Origin of the sequence: Kitasatospora sp. NPDC015120 (genome assembly GCF_043080305.1) — a bacterium.
Taxonomy (GTDB): domain Bacteria; phylum Actinomycetota; class Actinomycetes; order Streptomycetales; family Streptomycetaceae; genus Kitasatospora.
Window position 1 is genome coordinate 18,293 of the sequence record NZ_JBIBVJ010000020.1, and the last position, 15,973, is coordinate 34,265.

The following is a 15,973-nucleotide window of genomic DNA, read 5'->3' on the forward strand; positions in this document are numbered from 1 at the left end:
CCCGGTCCCCGTGGGGGTGGGGACCGGGCGGTCGGTGGGGCGCCGGCCGGGTCGGCGGCGGTGGGGCGGCGGCCGGGTCAGCCCCGGCCGGCGGACCTCTGGGTGCGCCGGGAGACCGAGTCCAGCACCACGGCGCCCAGCAGCACCGCGCCGGTGATCATGTACTGGATGGCCTGGGCGGCGTGCACCATGTCCAGCCCGGTGGTGATCGACTGGATCACCAGCATGCCGAGCAGCGCCGACCAGGTGCTGCCGCGGCCGCCGAACAGGCTGGTCCCGCCGATGACGGCGGCGGCGATGGCGCTCATCAGCACATTGCCGCCGCCGAGCAGCTTGTCCGCCGAGCCCTGCTGCGAGGCGATGAACAGCCCGCCGAGGCCGGCCAGCGTGGCGGACAGCACGAACACCGCGATCCGTACCCGGGCCACGTCGATGCCGGCCCGGCGGGCGGCCTCGATGCCACCGCCGACCGCGAAGACCTGCCGGCCCCAGGGGGTGCGGCGCAGCACGACGTCGGTGAGCACGACCACCCCGAGCAGCACCACCAGCGGCAGCGGCAGACCGCTGTCCTGGTTGAGCGTCCAGGCGCCGGCCAGCGCGACCACCGCCAGCGCGCCGGTACGCAGCGCGATCTCGCCGGGCGGCCGGCCGGGCAGGCCCGCGGCGGCGCGGCGGCGGGCGGTGAGCAGCTGGGCGGCGAGGTGGCCGACGATGCAGAGGACGGCGAGCAGCCAGGCGAAGGCGATGTCGCCGTCGCCGAGGAAGTGGTTGTCGAGGTGGGCGACGACGCCGTCCTTGAGGTTGTTGACGGTGCCGAGCCGGCCGAGCACGTAGTCTTGCAGGCCGCTCCAGGCGAGCATTCCGGCCAGGGTGACGACGAACGCGGGCACGCCGATCCGGGCGAAGAAGAAGCCGTGCACGGCGCCCATCGCGGCGGCGGCGAGCAGGCCGAGCAGGACGGCGAGCCACTCGTTCACGCCGTGGCGCACGGCGAGGACGGAGGTGACGGCGGCGCAGGCCCCGGCCACCGAGCCGAGCGAGAGGTCGATCTCGCCGAGCAGCAGCACGAAGACGACGCCGACCGAGATCAGGCCGTAGCCGGCGATCCATTTGGTGATGTTGGTCAGGTTGTCGGCCTGGAGGAAGTGGCCGGTGACGCTCTGGAAGACGATCGCGATCAGGATCAGGCCGAGGACGACGGGCAGCGGGCCGAGGTCTCCGCTGCGGATCCGGCGCCGGAACTCCTCGGCGTAGCCGGCCGCGCCGCCGCGGCGGATCAGCAGCCGCGGGTCGGCGGCCGGGGCGGGGGTGCTCTGACCGGTGCTCACTGCGTCTCCTCGGCGAGGCGTGTCTGACGCCGGGTCACGGCGTTGTCGGTGGCGCCGGTGATGGCGGAGATGATCTCCTCGTTGGAGGTGCCGGCGACCGGGAACACCCCGTTGTTGCGGCCGAGCCGCAGGACCGCGACGGTGTCGGCGACCGCGCGGACGTCGGCCAGGTTGTGGCTGATCAGGATGACGCCGAGGCCGCGCTCGCGCAGCCGCTCGACGAGGTCCAGGACCTGCGCGGTCTGCTCGACGCCGAGCGCGGCGGTCGGCTCGTCGAGGACGACGATCCGCGGGTCGCCGACCAGGGCGCGGGCGATGGCGACGACCTGGCGCTGGCCGCCGGAGAGCGCGGCGACCGGGATCCGCACGCTGGGGATACGGATCGACAGGGTGTCCAGGAGTTCCTGGGCGCGCCGCTCCATGGCGACCTCGTCCAGGGTGGCGCGGCGGCGCAGCTCGCGGCCGAGGAAGAGGTTGGCGACGACGTCGAGGTTGTCGCAGAGCGCGAGGTCCTGGTAGACGGTGGCGATGCCGAGCGCCCGGGCGTCCTGGGGGCGGGCGATCCGCACCGGGCGGCCCTCCCGGCTGATGGTGCCCTCGTCGACGGGGTGGACCCCGGCGATCGTCTTGACCAGGGTGGACTTGCCGGCGCCGTTGTCGCCGACCAGCGCGAGGACCTCGCCGGGGTGGACGTCGAGGTCGACGGCGGTGAGGGCCTGGACGGCGCCGAAGCGTTTGGAGACCGCGCGCAGCGCGAGGACGGGTGCGCCTGTCACGTGAACCATCTCCTGCGGAAGCGGAAGCGGAAGCGGATGTCGGTGCGGGAGCGGGTGCGGGAGCGGGTGCGAGCAAGGCCGGGCCGGGCCGGGCCGGCCACGCGGTCACGCGAGCCCGGCGGCGGCGCAGGCGGCGGCGTAGTCGGCGGTGCAGATCTCAGCGGCCCGGTAGAGCCCGTCGGCGATGACGGTGGCGGTGATGTCGGCCTTGGTGACGACCTTGGGCTCCAGCAGCTTCGCGGGGATGCCCCGGTCGGTGGCGCTGTCCACGGTGCCCGTGGCGACGGCCTTGACGTCCTGGCCCCGCAGCAGGTTGACGGCCAGTTCGGCGGCGCTCTCGGCGAGCGGCTTGTAGGCCTTGTAGATGGTGTACGCCTGGTCGCCGGCCACGATCCGCTGGATCGCGTCGAGCCCGGCGTCCTGGCCGCCGACCGGGACGCTGATGCCGGCGGCCTTGAGCTGGGTGATGATCGCGCCGGCCATGCCGTCGTTGGCGGAGTAGACGGCCTGGAAGCCGCCCTTGCCGAGCTGGGTGATGGCGGCGCCGGCCTTCTGGCCGGCGACGGTGGGCTTCCACTCGCCGGACTGCTCGTAGACCACCTTCCTGATCCTGCCGTCGAGGACCTTGTGGGCGCCGGACTTGAAGAGCGCGGCGTTCGGGTCGGCCTCGTCGCCGTTGATCATCACGATGTCGGCCTCGGCGGCCCTGGGGCCGAGGGCGTCCAGCAGGGCCTGGCCCTGGAGTTCGCCGACCTTCTCGTTGTCGAAGGAGACGTAGGCGGAGACCGGGCCGGTGGCCAGCCGGTCGTACGCGACGACCTTGACGCCCTTGTCCGCCGCCTCCTGGACCCACGTCCGGGTGGACTTGGCGTCGAAGGCGTCGAGCACGATCACCTTGACGCCCTCGGCGATCAGGGTGTCGAACTGCTGCTTCTGCTTGGCCGCGCTGCCCTCGGCGTTGCTGTAGCGGACCTTGCAGTCGGGGCAGAGCGAGGCGACCTTGGCCTCGATGAACGGGCGGTCGAAGGACTCGTAGCGGGTGGAGGAGGCGTTCTCCGGCAGCAGCAGGCCGATGGACCTGGTGTCGCCGGAGGCCGCGGCGTCCTTCTTGTCCCCGCCCGCCTTGCCGCAGGCGGCGAGGGTCAGGGCCATCGAGACCGCTGCGGTGCCGACGAGGGCACGACGCGTCATTGCGTGCATGGGGAAGCCTCCGTGACAGGGCCGCACCAGTGCGGCGAGGTGCCAGGAGTTAACCCGGACATGTCATGTACCGTCAATAAGTAAACCCGAACCCGGGAGGATCCCGGCAGATTCATTGCCTTCGTGAACAAGAGTTTGATCATCCGTCGACGAAGTCCGCCGCCGCCCGGGCCGGGGCGGGGCGGCTGCCGCGGCCCTGATCGGGGGCCGCCGGGCGCGGACGACGCCGGGGCGGAGGTGCGCCGTCCGCTCACGCCCGGCAGCACGCGCGGCGGGGCCGGTCCCTCCGGGGCGGCGCTTCCGGCCGGGACGTGCCCGGGACACCCGGGACCGCAGCGCTCTCCGGCCCGGGCGGAAAGCCGGACCGGGTAGCGGCCGTCGCCCCAGGCGACCGGGACACCGGGCGGCCGACCGTGGAGGTCACGCCCGGTCGGCGCACCGGGCGGCCGTACCGGCCCGACCCAGGGAACCCCCTCATGACCGCAGAGTCCGCCCTGTCCGCCGTTCTCCTCGACGCCCGCCGATCCCCTTGCCTGCCCGACCTGCTGCGCGCCCAGGCCGCCGCCCGCCCCGACGCCACCGCCGTGACCGGCGGGGGCGGCCGGCTCTCCTTCCGTGAACTCGGCGCGGCCGCCGACGCCCTCGGCGCGCAGCTGCACCGCCTCGGGGTGGCCGCCGACGACTGCGTCGGCCTGTACACCGAACCGTCGCTGGACCTGATGACCGGCGCCTGGGGCATCCTGCACGCGGGCGCCGGATACCTCCCGCTGTCCCCGGAGTACCCGCAGGAGCGGGTGCGCTGGATGATCGGGTCCAGCGGGACGCGGGTGATCGTCACCCAGGAGCACCTGCGCTCCCGGCTGACCGGGCTGGTCCCGCCGGGCGTGCGGATCCTCGTCCCGGCCGATTCGCCGGACGCCGTGGAGCACCCCGACGCCCATCCGATCCCGCACCAGAGCCAGGGGCCCGCCGACCCGCGCCCGGAGTCGCTGGCGTACGTCATCCACACCTCCGGCTCCACCGGCCGCCCCAAGGGCGTGATGATCGAACACCGCAGCATCGTGTCCCAGCTGCGCTGGCTGGCCGACGCCGGGCACCTCGGCCCGGACGCCGTCGTCCTGCAGAAGACGCCGATGAGCTTCGACGCGGCCCAGTGGGAGATCCTCGCGCCCGCCGCCGGGGCGCACGTGGTGATGGGCGCGCCGGGCGTCTACCGCGACCCGGAGGCGCTGATCGACACCGTGCTCGCGCACGGGGTGACCGTCCTGCAGTGCGTGCCCACCCTGCTCCAGGCGCTGCTGGACACCGAGCGGCTGCCGCGGTGCACCAGCGTGCGCGGGCTGTACTCCGGCGGCGAGCCGCTGTCGGTGCGCCTGGCGCGGGCGCTGACGGCCGCGCTGCCGGGCGCCGGGCTGGTCAACCTCTACGGCCCGACCGAGTGCACCATCAACGCGACCGCCCACCGGGTGGACCCGCAGGAACTGGGCGACGGGGGCGGCTCGGTGCCGATCGGCGTGCCGGTGGACCGCACCCGCTGCTTCGTGCTGGACGAGGAGCTGGCCCCGGTGGAGCCCGGCGGCACCGGCGAGCTGTACATCGGCGGCGTCCAGCTGGCCCGGGGCTACCTCAAGCGGCCGGATCTGACGGCGGAGCGGTTCGTCGCCTCGCCGCACCTGCCGGGCGAGCGGCTGTACCGCACCGGCGACCTGGCGCAGTGGAACCCGGACGGCACGCTGCAGTGCGCGGGCCGCGTGGACAACCAGGTCAAGCTGCGCGGCTACCGGGTGGAGCTGGACGAGATCGCGCTCGCGATCGAGGAGCACACCTGGGTGCGGCGGGCGGCGGCGGTGGTCACCGACGACGCGCGCACGGGGCACCGGAACCTGGTGGCCTGTGTGGAGCTGAACCCCAAGGAGGCCGCCCTGATGGACCAGGGCAGCCACGGCGGCCACCACCAGTCCAAGGCGAGCAAGCTCCAGGTGAGGGCGCAGCTGTCCAACCCTGGCCTGCGCGGCGCGGCCGAGCTGGCCGGGCGCCCGGTGGTGGAGCTGCCGGGGCGCCGGGAGACCGAACGGCAGCGGCGGGAGACCTTCGCCCGCAAGACCTACCGCTTCTTCGAGGGCGGCCCGGCGACCAGGGACGACCTGCTGGCACTGCTCGCCGCCCCGCAGCCCGGCCCGGCGCCGGCGCCCCGGGAGGAGCCCGTCACGCTCGCCGAACTCGGCCCGGTGCTGCGGTGGTTCGGGCAGTTCCACAGCGAGGAGCGGCTGCTGCCGAAGTACGCCTACGCCTCCCCCGGCGCGCTGTACGCCACCCAGCTGTACCTGGAGACGGACGGCTCGCACGGCCCGGCCGCCGGCGTGTACTACTACCACCCGCTGGAGCACACGCTGGTGCGGGTCGGCGGGGCCGCGCCCGGGGGCGTCCCGCTGTCCCTGCACTTCCTCGGCCGGCGCGGTGCGATCGAGCCGGTGTACCGCACCAACATCCAGGAGGTGCTGGAGTTCGAGGCCGGCCACATGCTGGGCGTGCTGGAGGAGGTGCTGCCGCCGTACGGTCTCGCGGTGCGGCCGCTGGGCCACGAGCCGGACGTGCAGCGGCGGCTGGACGTCGCCGAGGAGGACTTCTACCTGGGCAGCTTCACGATCGTGCCGGACGACGGGCGGCCGCGCCGGGACGAGGTCGAGCTGTTCGTCCAGGCCCATCCGGGCGGGGTACGGGGCCTGCCGGCGGGGCTGTACCGCTACGGGGGCGGGGAGCTGACCCGGATCTCGGACGAGGTGGTGGAGTCCCGGCACGTCATCGCGATCAACCAGCAGGTGTACCGGCGGGCGGGGTTCGGCGTCACGGCGGTGAGCCGGGCGGCCGAGCCGTGGCTGGAGTACATCGGCCTCGGCGTCCGGCTGCACCGGCTGCAGCGCAACGCGCTGGGCTTCGGCTTCATGTCCTCGGGCTACAGCTCACGCAGCGGGCACCCGCTGCCGTCCGCCCGGCGGATGGAGGCGGTGCTGGCCGGGTGCGGGATCGCGGCCGGTCCGTCGTACTTCTTCCTCGGCGGCCGGGTGAGCGAGGAGCAGGTCCGCAGCGAGGGCATGCGGGAGGACGCCGTGCACATGAAGGGCCCGGCGGAACTGATCAGGGACGAGCTGGCGGCGGTGCTGCCGGACTACATGGTCCCCAACCGGGTGCTGGTGCTGGACGCGCTGCCGCTGACCGCCAACGGCAAGGTGGACGCCAAGGCGCTGGCCGCTTCCGAGCAGGTCCGCGACGCCGGCACGGGCGCGCCGTTCGTGGCGCCCGCGACGCCGACGGAGCGACGGCTGGCCGGGGTGTGGGCGGGCGCGCTGACGTACGAGGCCGTCTCGGCGGCGGACGAGTTCTTCGCGGCCGGCGGGAACTCGCTGATCGCGGTGGCGCTGGTCAACCGGGTGAACCGGGAGTTCGGCACCCGGCTGCCGCTGCAGGTGCTGTTCGAGTGCCCGCGGCTGGCGGACCTGGCGGCGCGGATCGACGCCGCCCGGACCGGCGGCGGGGCGGCGCCCACGCCGGTGTCCCGGCTGGTGCCGCTGCACCGCGACGGCGCGGGCGACCCGGTGTTCTGCTGGCCGGGCCTCGGCGGCTACCCGATGAACCTGCGCCCGCTCGCCGGGCGGTCGGGCCGGCCGTTCTTCGGGGTGCAGTCGCACGGGATCAACCCCGGGGAGACGCCGTACCCGACGATCCGGGAGATGGCCGCCGCCGACGTGGCGGAGATCCGCGAGGTCCGCCCGCACGGCCCGTACACCCTGTGGGGCTACTCCTTCGGCGCCCGGGTGGCCTTCGAGGCGGCCTGGCAGCTGGAGCAGGCCGGGGAGCGGGTGGCGGACGTGCTGCTGATCTGCCCGGGCAATCCGGAGCTGCGGCGGGCCGACGGGGAGCGGTACGGGCGCGAGTCCTCCTACCGTAACCCGGCGTACCTGACGATCCTGTACTCGGTGTTCACCGGCTCGACCGGCGGGCCGGAGCTGGCGCGGTGCCTGGCCGAGGTGGACGACGAGGACGGCTTCGCGGCCTTCGTCCACCGGCTGCTGCCGGACCTCGACGAGGAGCTGATCCGCCGGATCGCCCGGATCGTCGGGCAGACGTACGAGTTCGAGTACAGCTTCCGCGAGCTGGCCGAGCGCCGGCTGTCCGCCCCGGTGACCGTCTTCAAGGCCACCGGGGACGACTACTCGTTCATCGAGGGCAGCTCCGGCTGGTCGGCGGCCGCGCCGGGGACGGTGCGGCTGGCCGGCGACCACTACGGCGTGCTGCGGGAGCCCGGGGTGGCCGAGCTGGCCGCCGCGATCGCGGCCGCGACGCACGGCTGACGCGCCGTCACCGCGGCGCCGTCCCGGGTCCTACCGGGCCCCGGACGGCGGCGCGGGCGGGTCGGCGGGCGGGTCGGCCCGGCGCCGGCCCCAGTCGGCGGCGAGGCCGGCCAGCCAGCGCGCCGTGTCGTCCAGGGCGGCCGGGCGGACGGCGTAGCGCACCTCGCGGCCGGCCCGGTGGCCGGCGACCAGTCCGGCGGCGTCCAGCACCGCGAGGTGTTTGACCACGGCCTGCCGGGAGACCGGCAGGCGCCCGGCGAGAGTGGTCGCGGTGGCCTCGCCCCGGTCGGCGATCAGGTCGAGCAGCCGGCGGCGGGTCGGGTCGGCGAGGGCGCCGAGCACGCCGTCGACCGCCTCGCCGCCGGGGCCGCGCCGCACCGTCGCGGCGTCGTTCATGGGGCTGCTCCTCGGCCGTCACAGCAGTGGCAACCCCATGGTTGCACCTTGCCGGGACCAGGGGCAATCCGGCGCCCGGAGGCGGTCAGCCCCACCACTGCTCGGGGACGGCGACCGGCTCGGGCTCCTCCGGCTCGGCGGCGGCCCGGGCGGGGCCGCCGGTGACGAGCAGTCCGTCGGGGCCCGTCCGCGTCACCAGGTAGCCGGACTCGCGCAGCACGGCGAGGACCGCGCCGGTGACCGCCGCCCGGATGCCCTCGGCGGGCGGCGGGTCGCCGGCCGTCTCGCCGGCGGGCGGCCAGCCGATCACCACCCCCTGCGGGCCCGGGTCGATCCGCAGGCCGGAGGGCCCGCGCCCGGTGTCGAAGCTGGCCCTGGTCAGGTCGGCCGTCACGTCCTCGAAGAGTTCCCGGTGTTCCACCATTGGCGCAGCGTAGGCCCGGCCCCGCACCCTCCCGGGGCGCGGCGCGCGCCGAAACGCTTCTCCGCGCCGTCAACAGCACCCGAGCGCAGCATCGGGGCCGCGGCCGGGCCCCGGACCGGGGCGCGAGACCCCCGGACGGGCCGACACGAGCGGCCGGACGGGCCGATGGACGTGCACAGTCGGCGCGCTCCCGACAGCATGACAGAGTAAGCGCTCCATCACTTTGAGCAACGGGGCGGCGGGTCGCCGGATCCGCGCGCCGGGCTGCCCGGCACCCCCGTATCGAGAGGTCCGATGATCACATCACTCCATCGGCCGGCCGTCTCACGGCCGGGCGCCCAGGACGTGCCGCGGCGGACGCCGGGGAGCCCGTCGTGAGAGCCGAGCAGCAGCCGGGCCCGGGACCGGTCACCAGCACCCGCGCGGCGCCCGCCAACAAGGCGGAGGCCCTCGCCGACTGGACCGACGGACGCCTCGGCATCTACGCCCTGTCCAAGTCCAACCTGCGCAAGATCTTCCCGGACCACTGGTCCTTCATGCTGGGCGAGATCTGCCTCTACACCTTTCTCATCATCATCCTGACCGGCGTCTGGCTGACCCTCTTCTTCGTCCCGTCCATGGGCGAGGTGACCTACGAGGGGAGCTACATCCCGCTCAAGGGCATCCGGATGTCGGAGGCCTACGCCTCGACGCTGAACATCAGCTTCGAGATCCGCGGCGGCCTGCTGATCCGCCAGATCCACCACTGGTCCGCGATCGTCTTCGTGGCCGCCATGTTCGCGCACATGTTCCGGGTCTTCTTCACCGGCGCCTTCCGCAAGCCCCGCGAGATCAACTGGCTGTTCGGCGCGGGCCTGCTGATCCTCGGCATGTTCGACGGATTCATGGGCTACTCGCTGCCGGACGACCTGCTCTCCGGCACCGGCGTGCGGTTCATGGAGGGCGCCGTGCTCGCCGTGCCGATCGTCGGAACGTACATCGAGATGTTCATGTTCGGGGGCCAGTTCCCGGGCGCCATCATCGTGCCGCGGCTCTTCACGGTGCACATCCTGCTGATCCCGGGGATCATGCTGGGCCTGCTGGTGGCCCACCTGATCCTGGTCTTCTACCACAAGCACACCCAGTTCGCCGGGCCCGGGCGCACCAACGAGAACGTGGTCGGCATGCCGCTGATGCCGGTCTACATGGCCAAGGCCGGCGGCTTCTTCTTCCTGGTCTTCGGCGTGGTCTCGGCGATGGCCGCGATCGCCACCGTCAACCCGATCTGGGCGTACGGCCCCTACCGGCCCGACCAGGTGTCCACCGACGCCCAGCCGGACTGGTACATGGGCTTCTCCGAGGGCCTGATCCGGATCATGCCGGGCTGGGAGATCGGCCTCTGGGGCCACAGCCTGGTGATGGGCGTCTTCGTGCCGCTGATGATCTTCCCGCTGGTGCTGGTGGCGATCTGGGCCTACCCGTTCCTGGAGGCCTGGATCACCGGCGACCGGCGTGAGCACCACATCGCCGGCCGGCCGCGCAACGCTCCGGTGCGCACCGCGTTCGGCGCCGCCTGGATCGCCCTCTACCTGATCCTGCTCGCCGCCGGCGGCAACGACCTGCTCGCCACCCACTTCCACCTGTCGATCAACGCGATCACCATCGCGGCCCGGATCGGCTTCTTCGTCGGCCCGGTGATCGTCTTCGTGATCACCAAGCGCTGGTGCCTGGGCCTGCAGCGGCGGGACAAGGAGAAGGTCCTGCACGGGCGCGAGACCGGCGTCATCAAGCGGCTGCAGCACGGCGAGTTCGTCGAGGTGCACGCCCCGCTGCCGCAGGACCGGCTCTACACCCTCACCTCGCACGACCAGCCGCAGCCGATGGTGCTGCCGCCCGAGGTGGACGAGAACGGGGTGGCCCGCAAGGTGTCGGTCTGGACCCGCGCCCGGGCCAAGCTCTCCCGCGGCTTCTACGGCGAGGGCGCCCAGATCGCCAAGCCGACCGCCGAGGAACACGAGGAGATCAGCAGCGGCCACGGCCACCACTGAGACCGCGCACCCGCGCACCCGCGCGCAGGGGCCCGCCGCGCACCCGAGGGGTGGGCGGCGGGCCCCCGCGCGTCCGGTGGCGGGCCGTCAGCCGCGCAGCGCCACCGGCAGGACGGCGAGCAGCGCCGCGGCGAGGGTCACCGACAGGCAGACCGCCGCCCAGCGGGCGCAGATGCGGCGGCACTCGGCGCGGTAGCGGGCGGCCAGCTCGCGGCAGCGGCCCACGGCCCGGTCGACGACCTCCTCGGCGTAGCGCAGCCGGTCGTCGGCGTAGGCGCGCTCCAGCTCCCCGCGGTCGTCCGCCGGGAGCCAGGGGAAGCGGTCGGCGAAGGCCCGGGCGTCCCGCGCGGCCGCCTCGACCTCCGCCTCCCAGGCGAGGTAGCCCTCCAACCTCGCGATCTCCGCCCCGGTGTCGACCACCGACCGGACGTTCCGCGCCTTCGGCGGACGCTGCCTGCCACCCATGACCGCTCCCTGTCCCGCGCCGTCCCGTGAGGGTCCCGTTCTCCGCTCCCGGCGGATCGCTCCGCGACCAGGCCATCACTACCAGTGACCGGGTGGCACCCGGCGCCCGACGCGCCGGGCCGCCGCACCCCGGCCCCGGGAGCCGCCCGGGCGGCAGGCGGCGCGCGGTCCGCGCCGCGCGCCGGGGCCGCCACGGCGCACCACGGCACGCGCACCCGCCGGTCACCACCCCCGCGCCACGTGGACACGCTCCGCACACGGACGTGTACCATCGGCGATCGAGGCGGCGCCCTCCCGGCGCCGGAGCGGCCCGCCGTGCCCGGCCCCGTCCGGGACGCCCACCAGGAGGTCAGCCATGCCCGACGCCGGTCGGTTCAGCGAGGCGGGCGAGCAGGGCTCGCGCGCGGTGATGGAGGCGGCAGCCGTCCTGGAGCGCGAACTGGCCGCCGGACTCGCCGACGCCGGGGCCGCGGCGCAGCGGCTGACCACCGAGCACCGGGTCGACCAGGAGGAGTTCGACCAGCTGGTGCGCCGGGTCTCCGACACCACCCACCAGCTCATCGACGCGGTCGGCGAACGGGTGCTCGCGGGCACCACCGGCGAGGTCTCCGAGCACGCCCGGCGGCTCGCCGCCAACGCCCACGACGTCCTCGACCTGCTGCTGCGCCTCGGCTCGCTCGCCCCCGGCCTCGCCAACCGCGGCCTGAAGGACGCGTTCGGACCGCAACGCGACGCCCGGCCGGACGACGGCGACGAGCCCGGCCCCCGGCCGCAGGGGTGACGGCCCCGGCCCCCGCCCTCGGCGCACCGCTGGTCGAACGCGTCCTGGCCCGCTACCGCGAGCGGACCGTCGCCGAACTGCTGCGCCACATCCCCGGGCAGAGCCCGCCCTACCTCTACGACCTGGCCGCCGACTACCCGACCCGCCCCTGCAAGGGCCTGCGGGCGGCACTCTGCCTGGTCACCTGCGCGGCCTTCGGCGGGCGGTCCGAGCGGGCGCTCAACCCGGCCGTCACGGTGGAGCTGTTCCACAACGCCTTCCTGGTCCACGACGACATCCAGGACGGCAGCGAACTGCGCCGCGGCGCGCCCACCCTGCCCGCCCGGTACGGCGTCGAGGTGGCCCTGAACGTCGGCAACGCCACCAACCTGCTCGGCCTGCGCCGGGTGATGGCCAACCGGCGGGAGCTCGGCGGGGAACTGGCCTGGCGGCTGTTCGAGGAGACCGAGCTGATGTGCCGCCAGTCCCTGGAGGGCCAGGCGCTGGAGATCGCCTGGATCCGGGACAACGTCTGCGCGCTGACCAGCACCGACTACTACCGGATGTGTCTGAAGAAGACCTCCTGGTACACCTTCCTCTACCCGTGCCGCTCCGGTCTGCTGGTCGCCGGCGGCCCGGGCGCCGACGCGAACCGGCTGGACCGCTTCGGCTGGTACCTGGGCGCCGCCTTCCAGATCCAGGACGACGTGCTCAACCTGACCGGGGAGGCGGCGGAGTACGGCAAGGAGATCGCCGGGGACCTGTGGGAGGGCAAGCGCACCCTCATGCTGATCCACCTGCTGGAGCGCGCCGCCCCGGCCGAACGGGCCCGCGTGGTGCGCCACCTGAGCCTCACCCGGGCGCAGCGCGGCCCCGGGGCGGCGGAGGAGGTGGCCTGGCTGCTCGACCGGATGGCGGCGTACGACTGCGTGGCGAGCGCCCGGGAGGCGGCGGCCGGGCTGGTGGCGGCCGCCGGGCGGGAGGTGGAGGCCGTGCTGGCGGGGGCGCCGGAGCCGGCCGACGAGGAGGCGGCGCAGGCCCTGGCGTTCCTCGCCGCGCTGCCGGACTTCGTGGTGGCCCGCGGCCGTTGATCCCCTCCGCTCCGGGCGATGTCACCGCGATTGCGTAGGATCCGCGACGGCGCTCCCGGACGGCGGGAACCGGCCGCGCGGCGGCCGGCGTCACCGGGGATGACGTCGCACAGTCGAGGTGGGGGTGGGGTGGCCGATGTCCGCACGGTCCGGTCTGCGGGAACTCGAACGACTCGCCGGGCGGCTGCCGGCCGGCGCCGAACTGTACCGGCTGCGCCCGGACGGCCGCGTCCTGCTCGCGGACCGCGACGGCGCCCGGGAGCTGGGGCCGCAGTCGCCGCACGGCCCGGCCGGTGAGGAGTTGCTCCGCTTCATCGACCAGGGCCAGTACGCCCACTACCTGGTCGGCGACGCCAAGACCTCGCCGGAGCGGCCGTCGAACGCCACCTACAAGCTCGGCATCGTGGCACCGCGCAGCGCCTTCACCCCGCACGCGCACGGCGGCGAGCACCTGGTGCTCAGCCTCGGCCACGCCGCCTGCGGCCTGTACGACGCCGAGCGGCGCCGGGTGGTCGAGGTGCCGCTGACCCCGGGGCTGCTGATCCGGATACCCGAGCTGATGCCGCACTCCTTCGCCAACCGGGGCCGCGAGCCGCTCAACATCCTGGCCGCCAACACCGGTTACGGCATCGACCACGAGGACTACGCGATCACCGCGGCCGAGGCCGAGCGCCGCTCGGAGGACGAACTCGCCGAGGCGCTGCGGGCGGTGGAGCGCGGGCAGCGGATCGGGCCGGTCGGGAGGCGGGAGCGGCTGGCGGCCGGGCTGCGCAAGCTGGCGGCGGCACTGGAGGACGGTGCGCGATGACCTGCCCGCACTGCGCGGCCGAGCTGCGGCACCGTGAGCGTCCCGGCCTGACCTGTCCGCGCTGCCGGCAGCGGTTCGCCCTGGAGCCGAGGAACACCCAGGGCCTGAGCGACCTGCGCCTGCGGCGGGCCGTCGAGCGCCTCGGCGACGACGGGCGGCTGGTGGTGACGGTCGGTCAGCTGCGCTGGGCGTTCCAGCGGCGGGGCCGCCCGGCGGCCCTGCCCGTCCGGCGGGCGGCGGGCCGGCCCGTCGCGCCCGACGAGGTCGACGTCGGCGAGCTGGTCCTCACCCTGGTCCTCGGCGTCCTCGCGCTGGGTGGCGTCTACGTCTTCGTGGTGTGGGTGCGCCTGCTCGCCCTCGCCGTCCCGGCCGGCTTCTTCGCCCTCGCCCTGCTCTGCTCGGCGGTGAGGCTCGTGCGGCGGCTGGTGTTCCGCCGGCGGCTCGAAGCCCGGTGGCAGCGGGCCGAGTGGGCGTGGCAGGAGCGGCAGGGCGCCCTGGAACGCGAACAGCGGGAGTGGACCGAGCCGTTGGAGGAGCACGAACGCTGGACCGCCGTGACCTTCCGCGACGCGGTCGTGCTCCCCTGGCGCGAGGTCTACGGCGACCTCCCGGCCGGTCTGACCGACGGGCTCGACGTCGAGCCCGCCGTCCAGGACGGCCCGGCGGCGCTCGCGGTGCTCTGCCCGGAATGGACGGTACGGGTCTTCCTGCACGCCAACGGCTTCCCCGAACGCCACCGGGCCGTGGTCGTCGACCGCGTCGACGACCTGCCGCAGGACCTGCCGGTGATCGTGCTGCACGACGCCTCGCCGCGGGGTCACCTGCTGGTCGTCGAGGCCCGTGCCGCACGCCCGGAGCTCCTGGTGGTGGACGCCGGGCTGTCGGCGCGCACCGTCCTCGGCGCGGGGCAGAACGCCGTCCAGATGTACGCCCACCAGAAGCGCGAGCCCCTGGCGGAGCTGCTGCGGCGGCTGCCGGAGCTCACCGCCGAGGAATACACCTGGTTCGAGGCGGGCCTGTGGAGCCCGCTGGCCGCCGTGCCGCCCAGACGGCTGATGGCGATGGCCGAGCGGGCGGCCGCACGGGCGCTCGCCGAGCGGGTGCCGCGGCGGGATTCGGGATTCCTCAGCTGGCCGAAGTCGGAGGCGCCGCGATGATCTGCCCGCACTGCGAGAAGTCCCTGCTGCAGCGCCAGCGTCCCCGGCGCCGGTGCTCCTACTGCCGCCAGGAGTTCGCCCTCGAACCGAAGGTGGACGGCCCCGGCCTGCACGACCTGCGGATCCGCAAGGTCACGGCGAAGCTCTCCGACGAGGGCCGGCTGACCGTCACCAGCGGGCAGTTGAACTACGCCCTCCAGCACCGGGGGCGCCCGCCGCAGCGGTTCCGGGGCGACAAGGCCCGCGCGGCCGGGCGGATCGGCTTCGGGGTGATCGGGCTGGTCATCGCCGTCGCGGCGATCGACACCGGTCTCGGTCCGCTGATCCTGCTGGTCGCGCTGCTGCTGATCGGCCTCGGCATCCGCCAGGTGATGCTGTTGGACGTCCCCGCCCCGCCCACCCCGGTGCGCTCGCGGTGGAGCGAGGAGGTCTTCCGCCGCACCGTGCTGGACCGCTGGCGGCACGTCTACGGCTCGCTGCCGCCCGGCCTGGTGGAGGACGGTCTGGTGCGGGCCGGACCGGTGCCCGCCGACCCGGCGTTCGTGCTGCTCTGCCCGGACCGCACGGTCACCTCGTTCCTGCACGCCAACCGCTACCCCGAGCTCCACCGCGCGCACCTCGTCAACGAACTGCGCGCGGTACCGGCGGACCTGCCGCTGGTGGTGCTGCACGACGCCTCGCCGAAGGGGCACCGGCTGGTCGCCGAGGCGCGCAGCGCCCGCCCCGGGCTGCGGGTGCTGGACGCCGGGCTGTCGGTGCGCACCGTGCTGGTCGAGGAGCACAAGTACCTCCTGCTGCGCGACGTCCACCGCTCCGAGGAGTCGCTGCTGCAACTGGAGCGCGCGGTGCCGGAGCTGACCGGTAGCCAGCTGGACTGGTTCGCCGACGGCTGGTGGACCCCGCTGGCCGCGCTGCCGCCCAAACGCCTGCTGGCGCTCGCCGAGCGGGCCGCCGAGCGGATCACCGCCCCGCCGGCGCCCCGGGACCCGGCGGCCCGCCGCACCGGACCGGTGCCCTCCCCGGCGGAGGGGCGGCCGGAGAGCCCGGCCGAGACCCGCCGCCGGGCGCTCGCCGTGGGCTTCATGACCTGGCCCGAAGCCGGGCCGGACGGCACCACCGGGGACGCGGGCCGCCCCGGCGGACCGGACACCGGGAAGGGCCCCGCATGACGGCGGGAACGACGAGAGGCAGG

13 protein-coding genes are annotated in these 15,973 nt (G+C 74.6%); 7 read left to right on the top strand and 6 right to left on the bottom strand.

Features of this window, described 5'->3' with window-relative positions; translation table 11 throughout:
- Window positions 1-77 precede the first annotated feature (77 nt).
- From ACF1AK_RS30040 to ACF1AK_RS30050, 3 genes are all read right to left on the bottom strand, one after another.
- On the bottom strand, window positions 78-1,328 hold the full coding sequence (locus tag ACF1AK_RS30040; RefSeq protein WP_391501989.1) for a sugar ABC transporter permease: 1,251 nt from the start codon (window positions 1,326-1,328) through the stop codon (window positions 78-80).
- Window positions 1,325-2,113, bottom strand: a complete 789-nt coding sequence (locus tag ACF1AK_RS30045) for an ATP-binding cassette domain-containing protein (protein WP_391501990.1) — start codon at window positions 2,111-2,113, stop codon at window positions 1,325-1,327. Before ACF1AK_RS30045 ends, ACF1AK_RS30040 begins: the two co-directional genes overlap by 4 nt.
- 96 nt (window positions 2,114-2,209) lie before the next feature.
- The gene (locus ACF1AK_RS30050) at window positions 2,210-3,304 is read right to left on the bottom strand and encodes a substrate-binding domain-containing protein (RefSeq protein ID WP_391501991.1); all 1,095 of its coding nucleotides are present in this window, start codon (window positions 3,302-3,304) and stop codon (window positions 2,210-2,212) included.
- 476 nt (window positions 3,305-3,780) lie between these two features.
- Here ACF1AK_RS30050 and ACF1AK_RS30055 point away from each other — a divergent pair, with 476 nt between their 5' ends.
- The gene (locus ACF1AK_RS30055) at window positions 3,781-7,653 is read left to right on the top strand and encodes an amino acid adenylation domain-containing protein (protein WP_391501992.1); all 3,873 of its coding nucleotides are present in this window, start codon (window positions 3,781-3,783) and stop codon (window positions 7,651-7,653) included.
- A gap of 30 nt (window positions 7,654-7,683) precedes the next feature.
- Here the strand turns inward: ACF1AK_RS30055 and ACF1AK_RS30060 are convergent, their stop codons facing one another.
- Together ACF1AK_RS30060 and ACF1AK_RS30065 are read right to left on the bottom strand one after the other, a co-directional pair.
- Window positions 7,684-8,049 (bottom strand): ArsR/SmtB family transcription factor, encoded by a 366-nt coding sequence (locus tag ACF1AK_RS30060; protein ID WP_391501993.1) that lies wholly within the window; start codon window positions 8,047-8,049, stop codon window positions 7,684-7,686.
- A gap of 85 nt (window positions 8,050-8,134) precedes the next feature.
- Window positions 8,135-8,473 carry a hypothetical protein gene (locus ACF1AK_RS30065; RefSeq protein ID WP_391501994.1) on the bottom strand — a complete coding sequence of 113 codons (339 nt, stop codon included), beginning with the start codon at window positions 8,471-8,473 and terminating at the stop codon, window positions 8,135-8,137.
- Between the two features lie 374 nt (window positions 8,474-8,847).
- On the opposite strand from ACF1AK_RS30065, the gene ACF1AK_RS30070 reads away from it, so the two are divergent.
- Window positions 8,848-10,500, top strand: a complete 1,653-nt coding sequence (locus tag ACF1AK_RS30070) for a cytochrome bc complex cytochrome b subunit (RefSeq protein ID WP_391501995.1) — start codon at window positions 8,848-8,850, stop codon at window positions 10,498-10,500.
- 87 nt (window positions 10,501-10,587) lie between these two features.
- Here the strand turns inward: ACF1AK_RS30070 and ACF1AK_RS30075 are convergent, their stop codons facing one another.
- Window positions 10,588-10,965 carry a hypothetical protein gene (locus ACF1AK_RS30075; RefSeq protein ID WP_391501996.1) on the bottom strand — a complete coding sequence of 126 codons (378 nt, stop codon included), beginning with the start codon at window positions 10,963-10,965 and terminating at the stop codon, window positions 10,588-10,590.
- A gap of 355 nt (window positions 10,966-11,320) precedes the next feature.
- Here ACF1AK_RS30075 and ACF1AK_RS30080 point away from each other — a divergent pair, with 355 nt between their 5' ends.
- The 5 genes from ACF1AK_RS30080 to ACF1AK_RS30100 all read left to right on the top strand — a co-directional run bounded on the left by ACF1AK_RS30080 (window position 11,321) and on the right by ACF1AK_RS30100 (window position 15,950).
- Entirely contained in the window at window positions 11,321-11,746 is a 426-nt protein-coding gene (locus ACF1AK_RS30080) for a hypothetical protein (RefSeq protein WP_391501997.1), read from the top strand.
- Window positions 11,743-12,816, top strand: a complete 1,074-nt coding sequence (locus ACF1AK_RS30085) for a polyprenyl synthetase family protein (protein ID WP_391501998.1) — start codon at window positions 11,743-11,745, stop codon at window positions 12,814-12,816. The genes ACF1AK_RS30080 and ACF1AK_RS30085 overlap by 4 nt, the downstream gene beginning before the upstream one ends.
- 136 nt (window positions 12,817-12,952) lie before the next feature.
- Window positions 12,953-13,624 (top strand): cupin domain-containing protein, encoded by a 672-nt coding sequence (locus ACF1AK_RS30090; RefSeq protein WP_391501999.1) that lies wholly within the window; start codon window positions 12,953-12,955, stop codon window positions 13,622-13,624.
- Complete coding sequence (locus tag ACF1AK_RS30095; RefSeq protein ID WP_391502000.1) at window positions 13,621-14,781, top strand: hypothetical protein; 1,161 nt, start codon at window positions 13,621-13,623, stop codon at window positions 14,779-14,781. The genes ACF1AK_RS30090 and ACF1AK_RS30095 overlap by 4 nt, the downstream gene beginning before the upstream one ends.
- Window positions 14,778-15,950, top strand: coding sequence for a hypothetical protein (locus ACF1AK_RS30100; RefSeq protein ID WP_391502001.1), 1,173 nt, complete (start codon window positions 14,778-14,780; stop codon window positions 15,948-15,950). The genes ACF1AK_RS30095 and ACF1AK_RS30100 overlap by 4 nt, the downstream gene beginning before the upstream one ends.
- The last annotated feature ends 23 nt before the right edge of the window (window positions 15,951-15,973 follow it).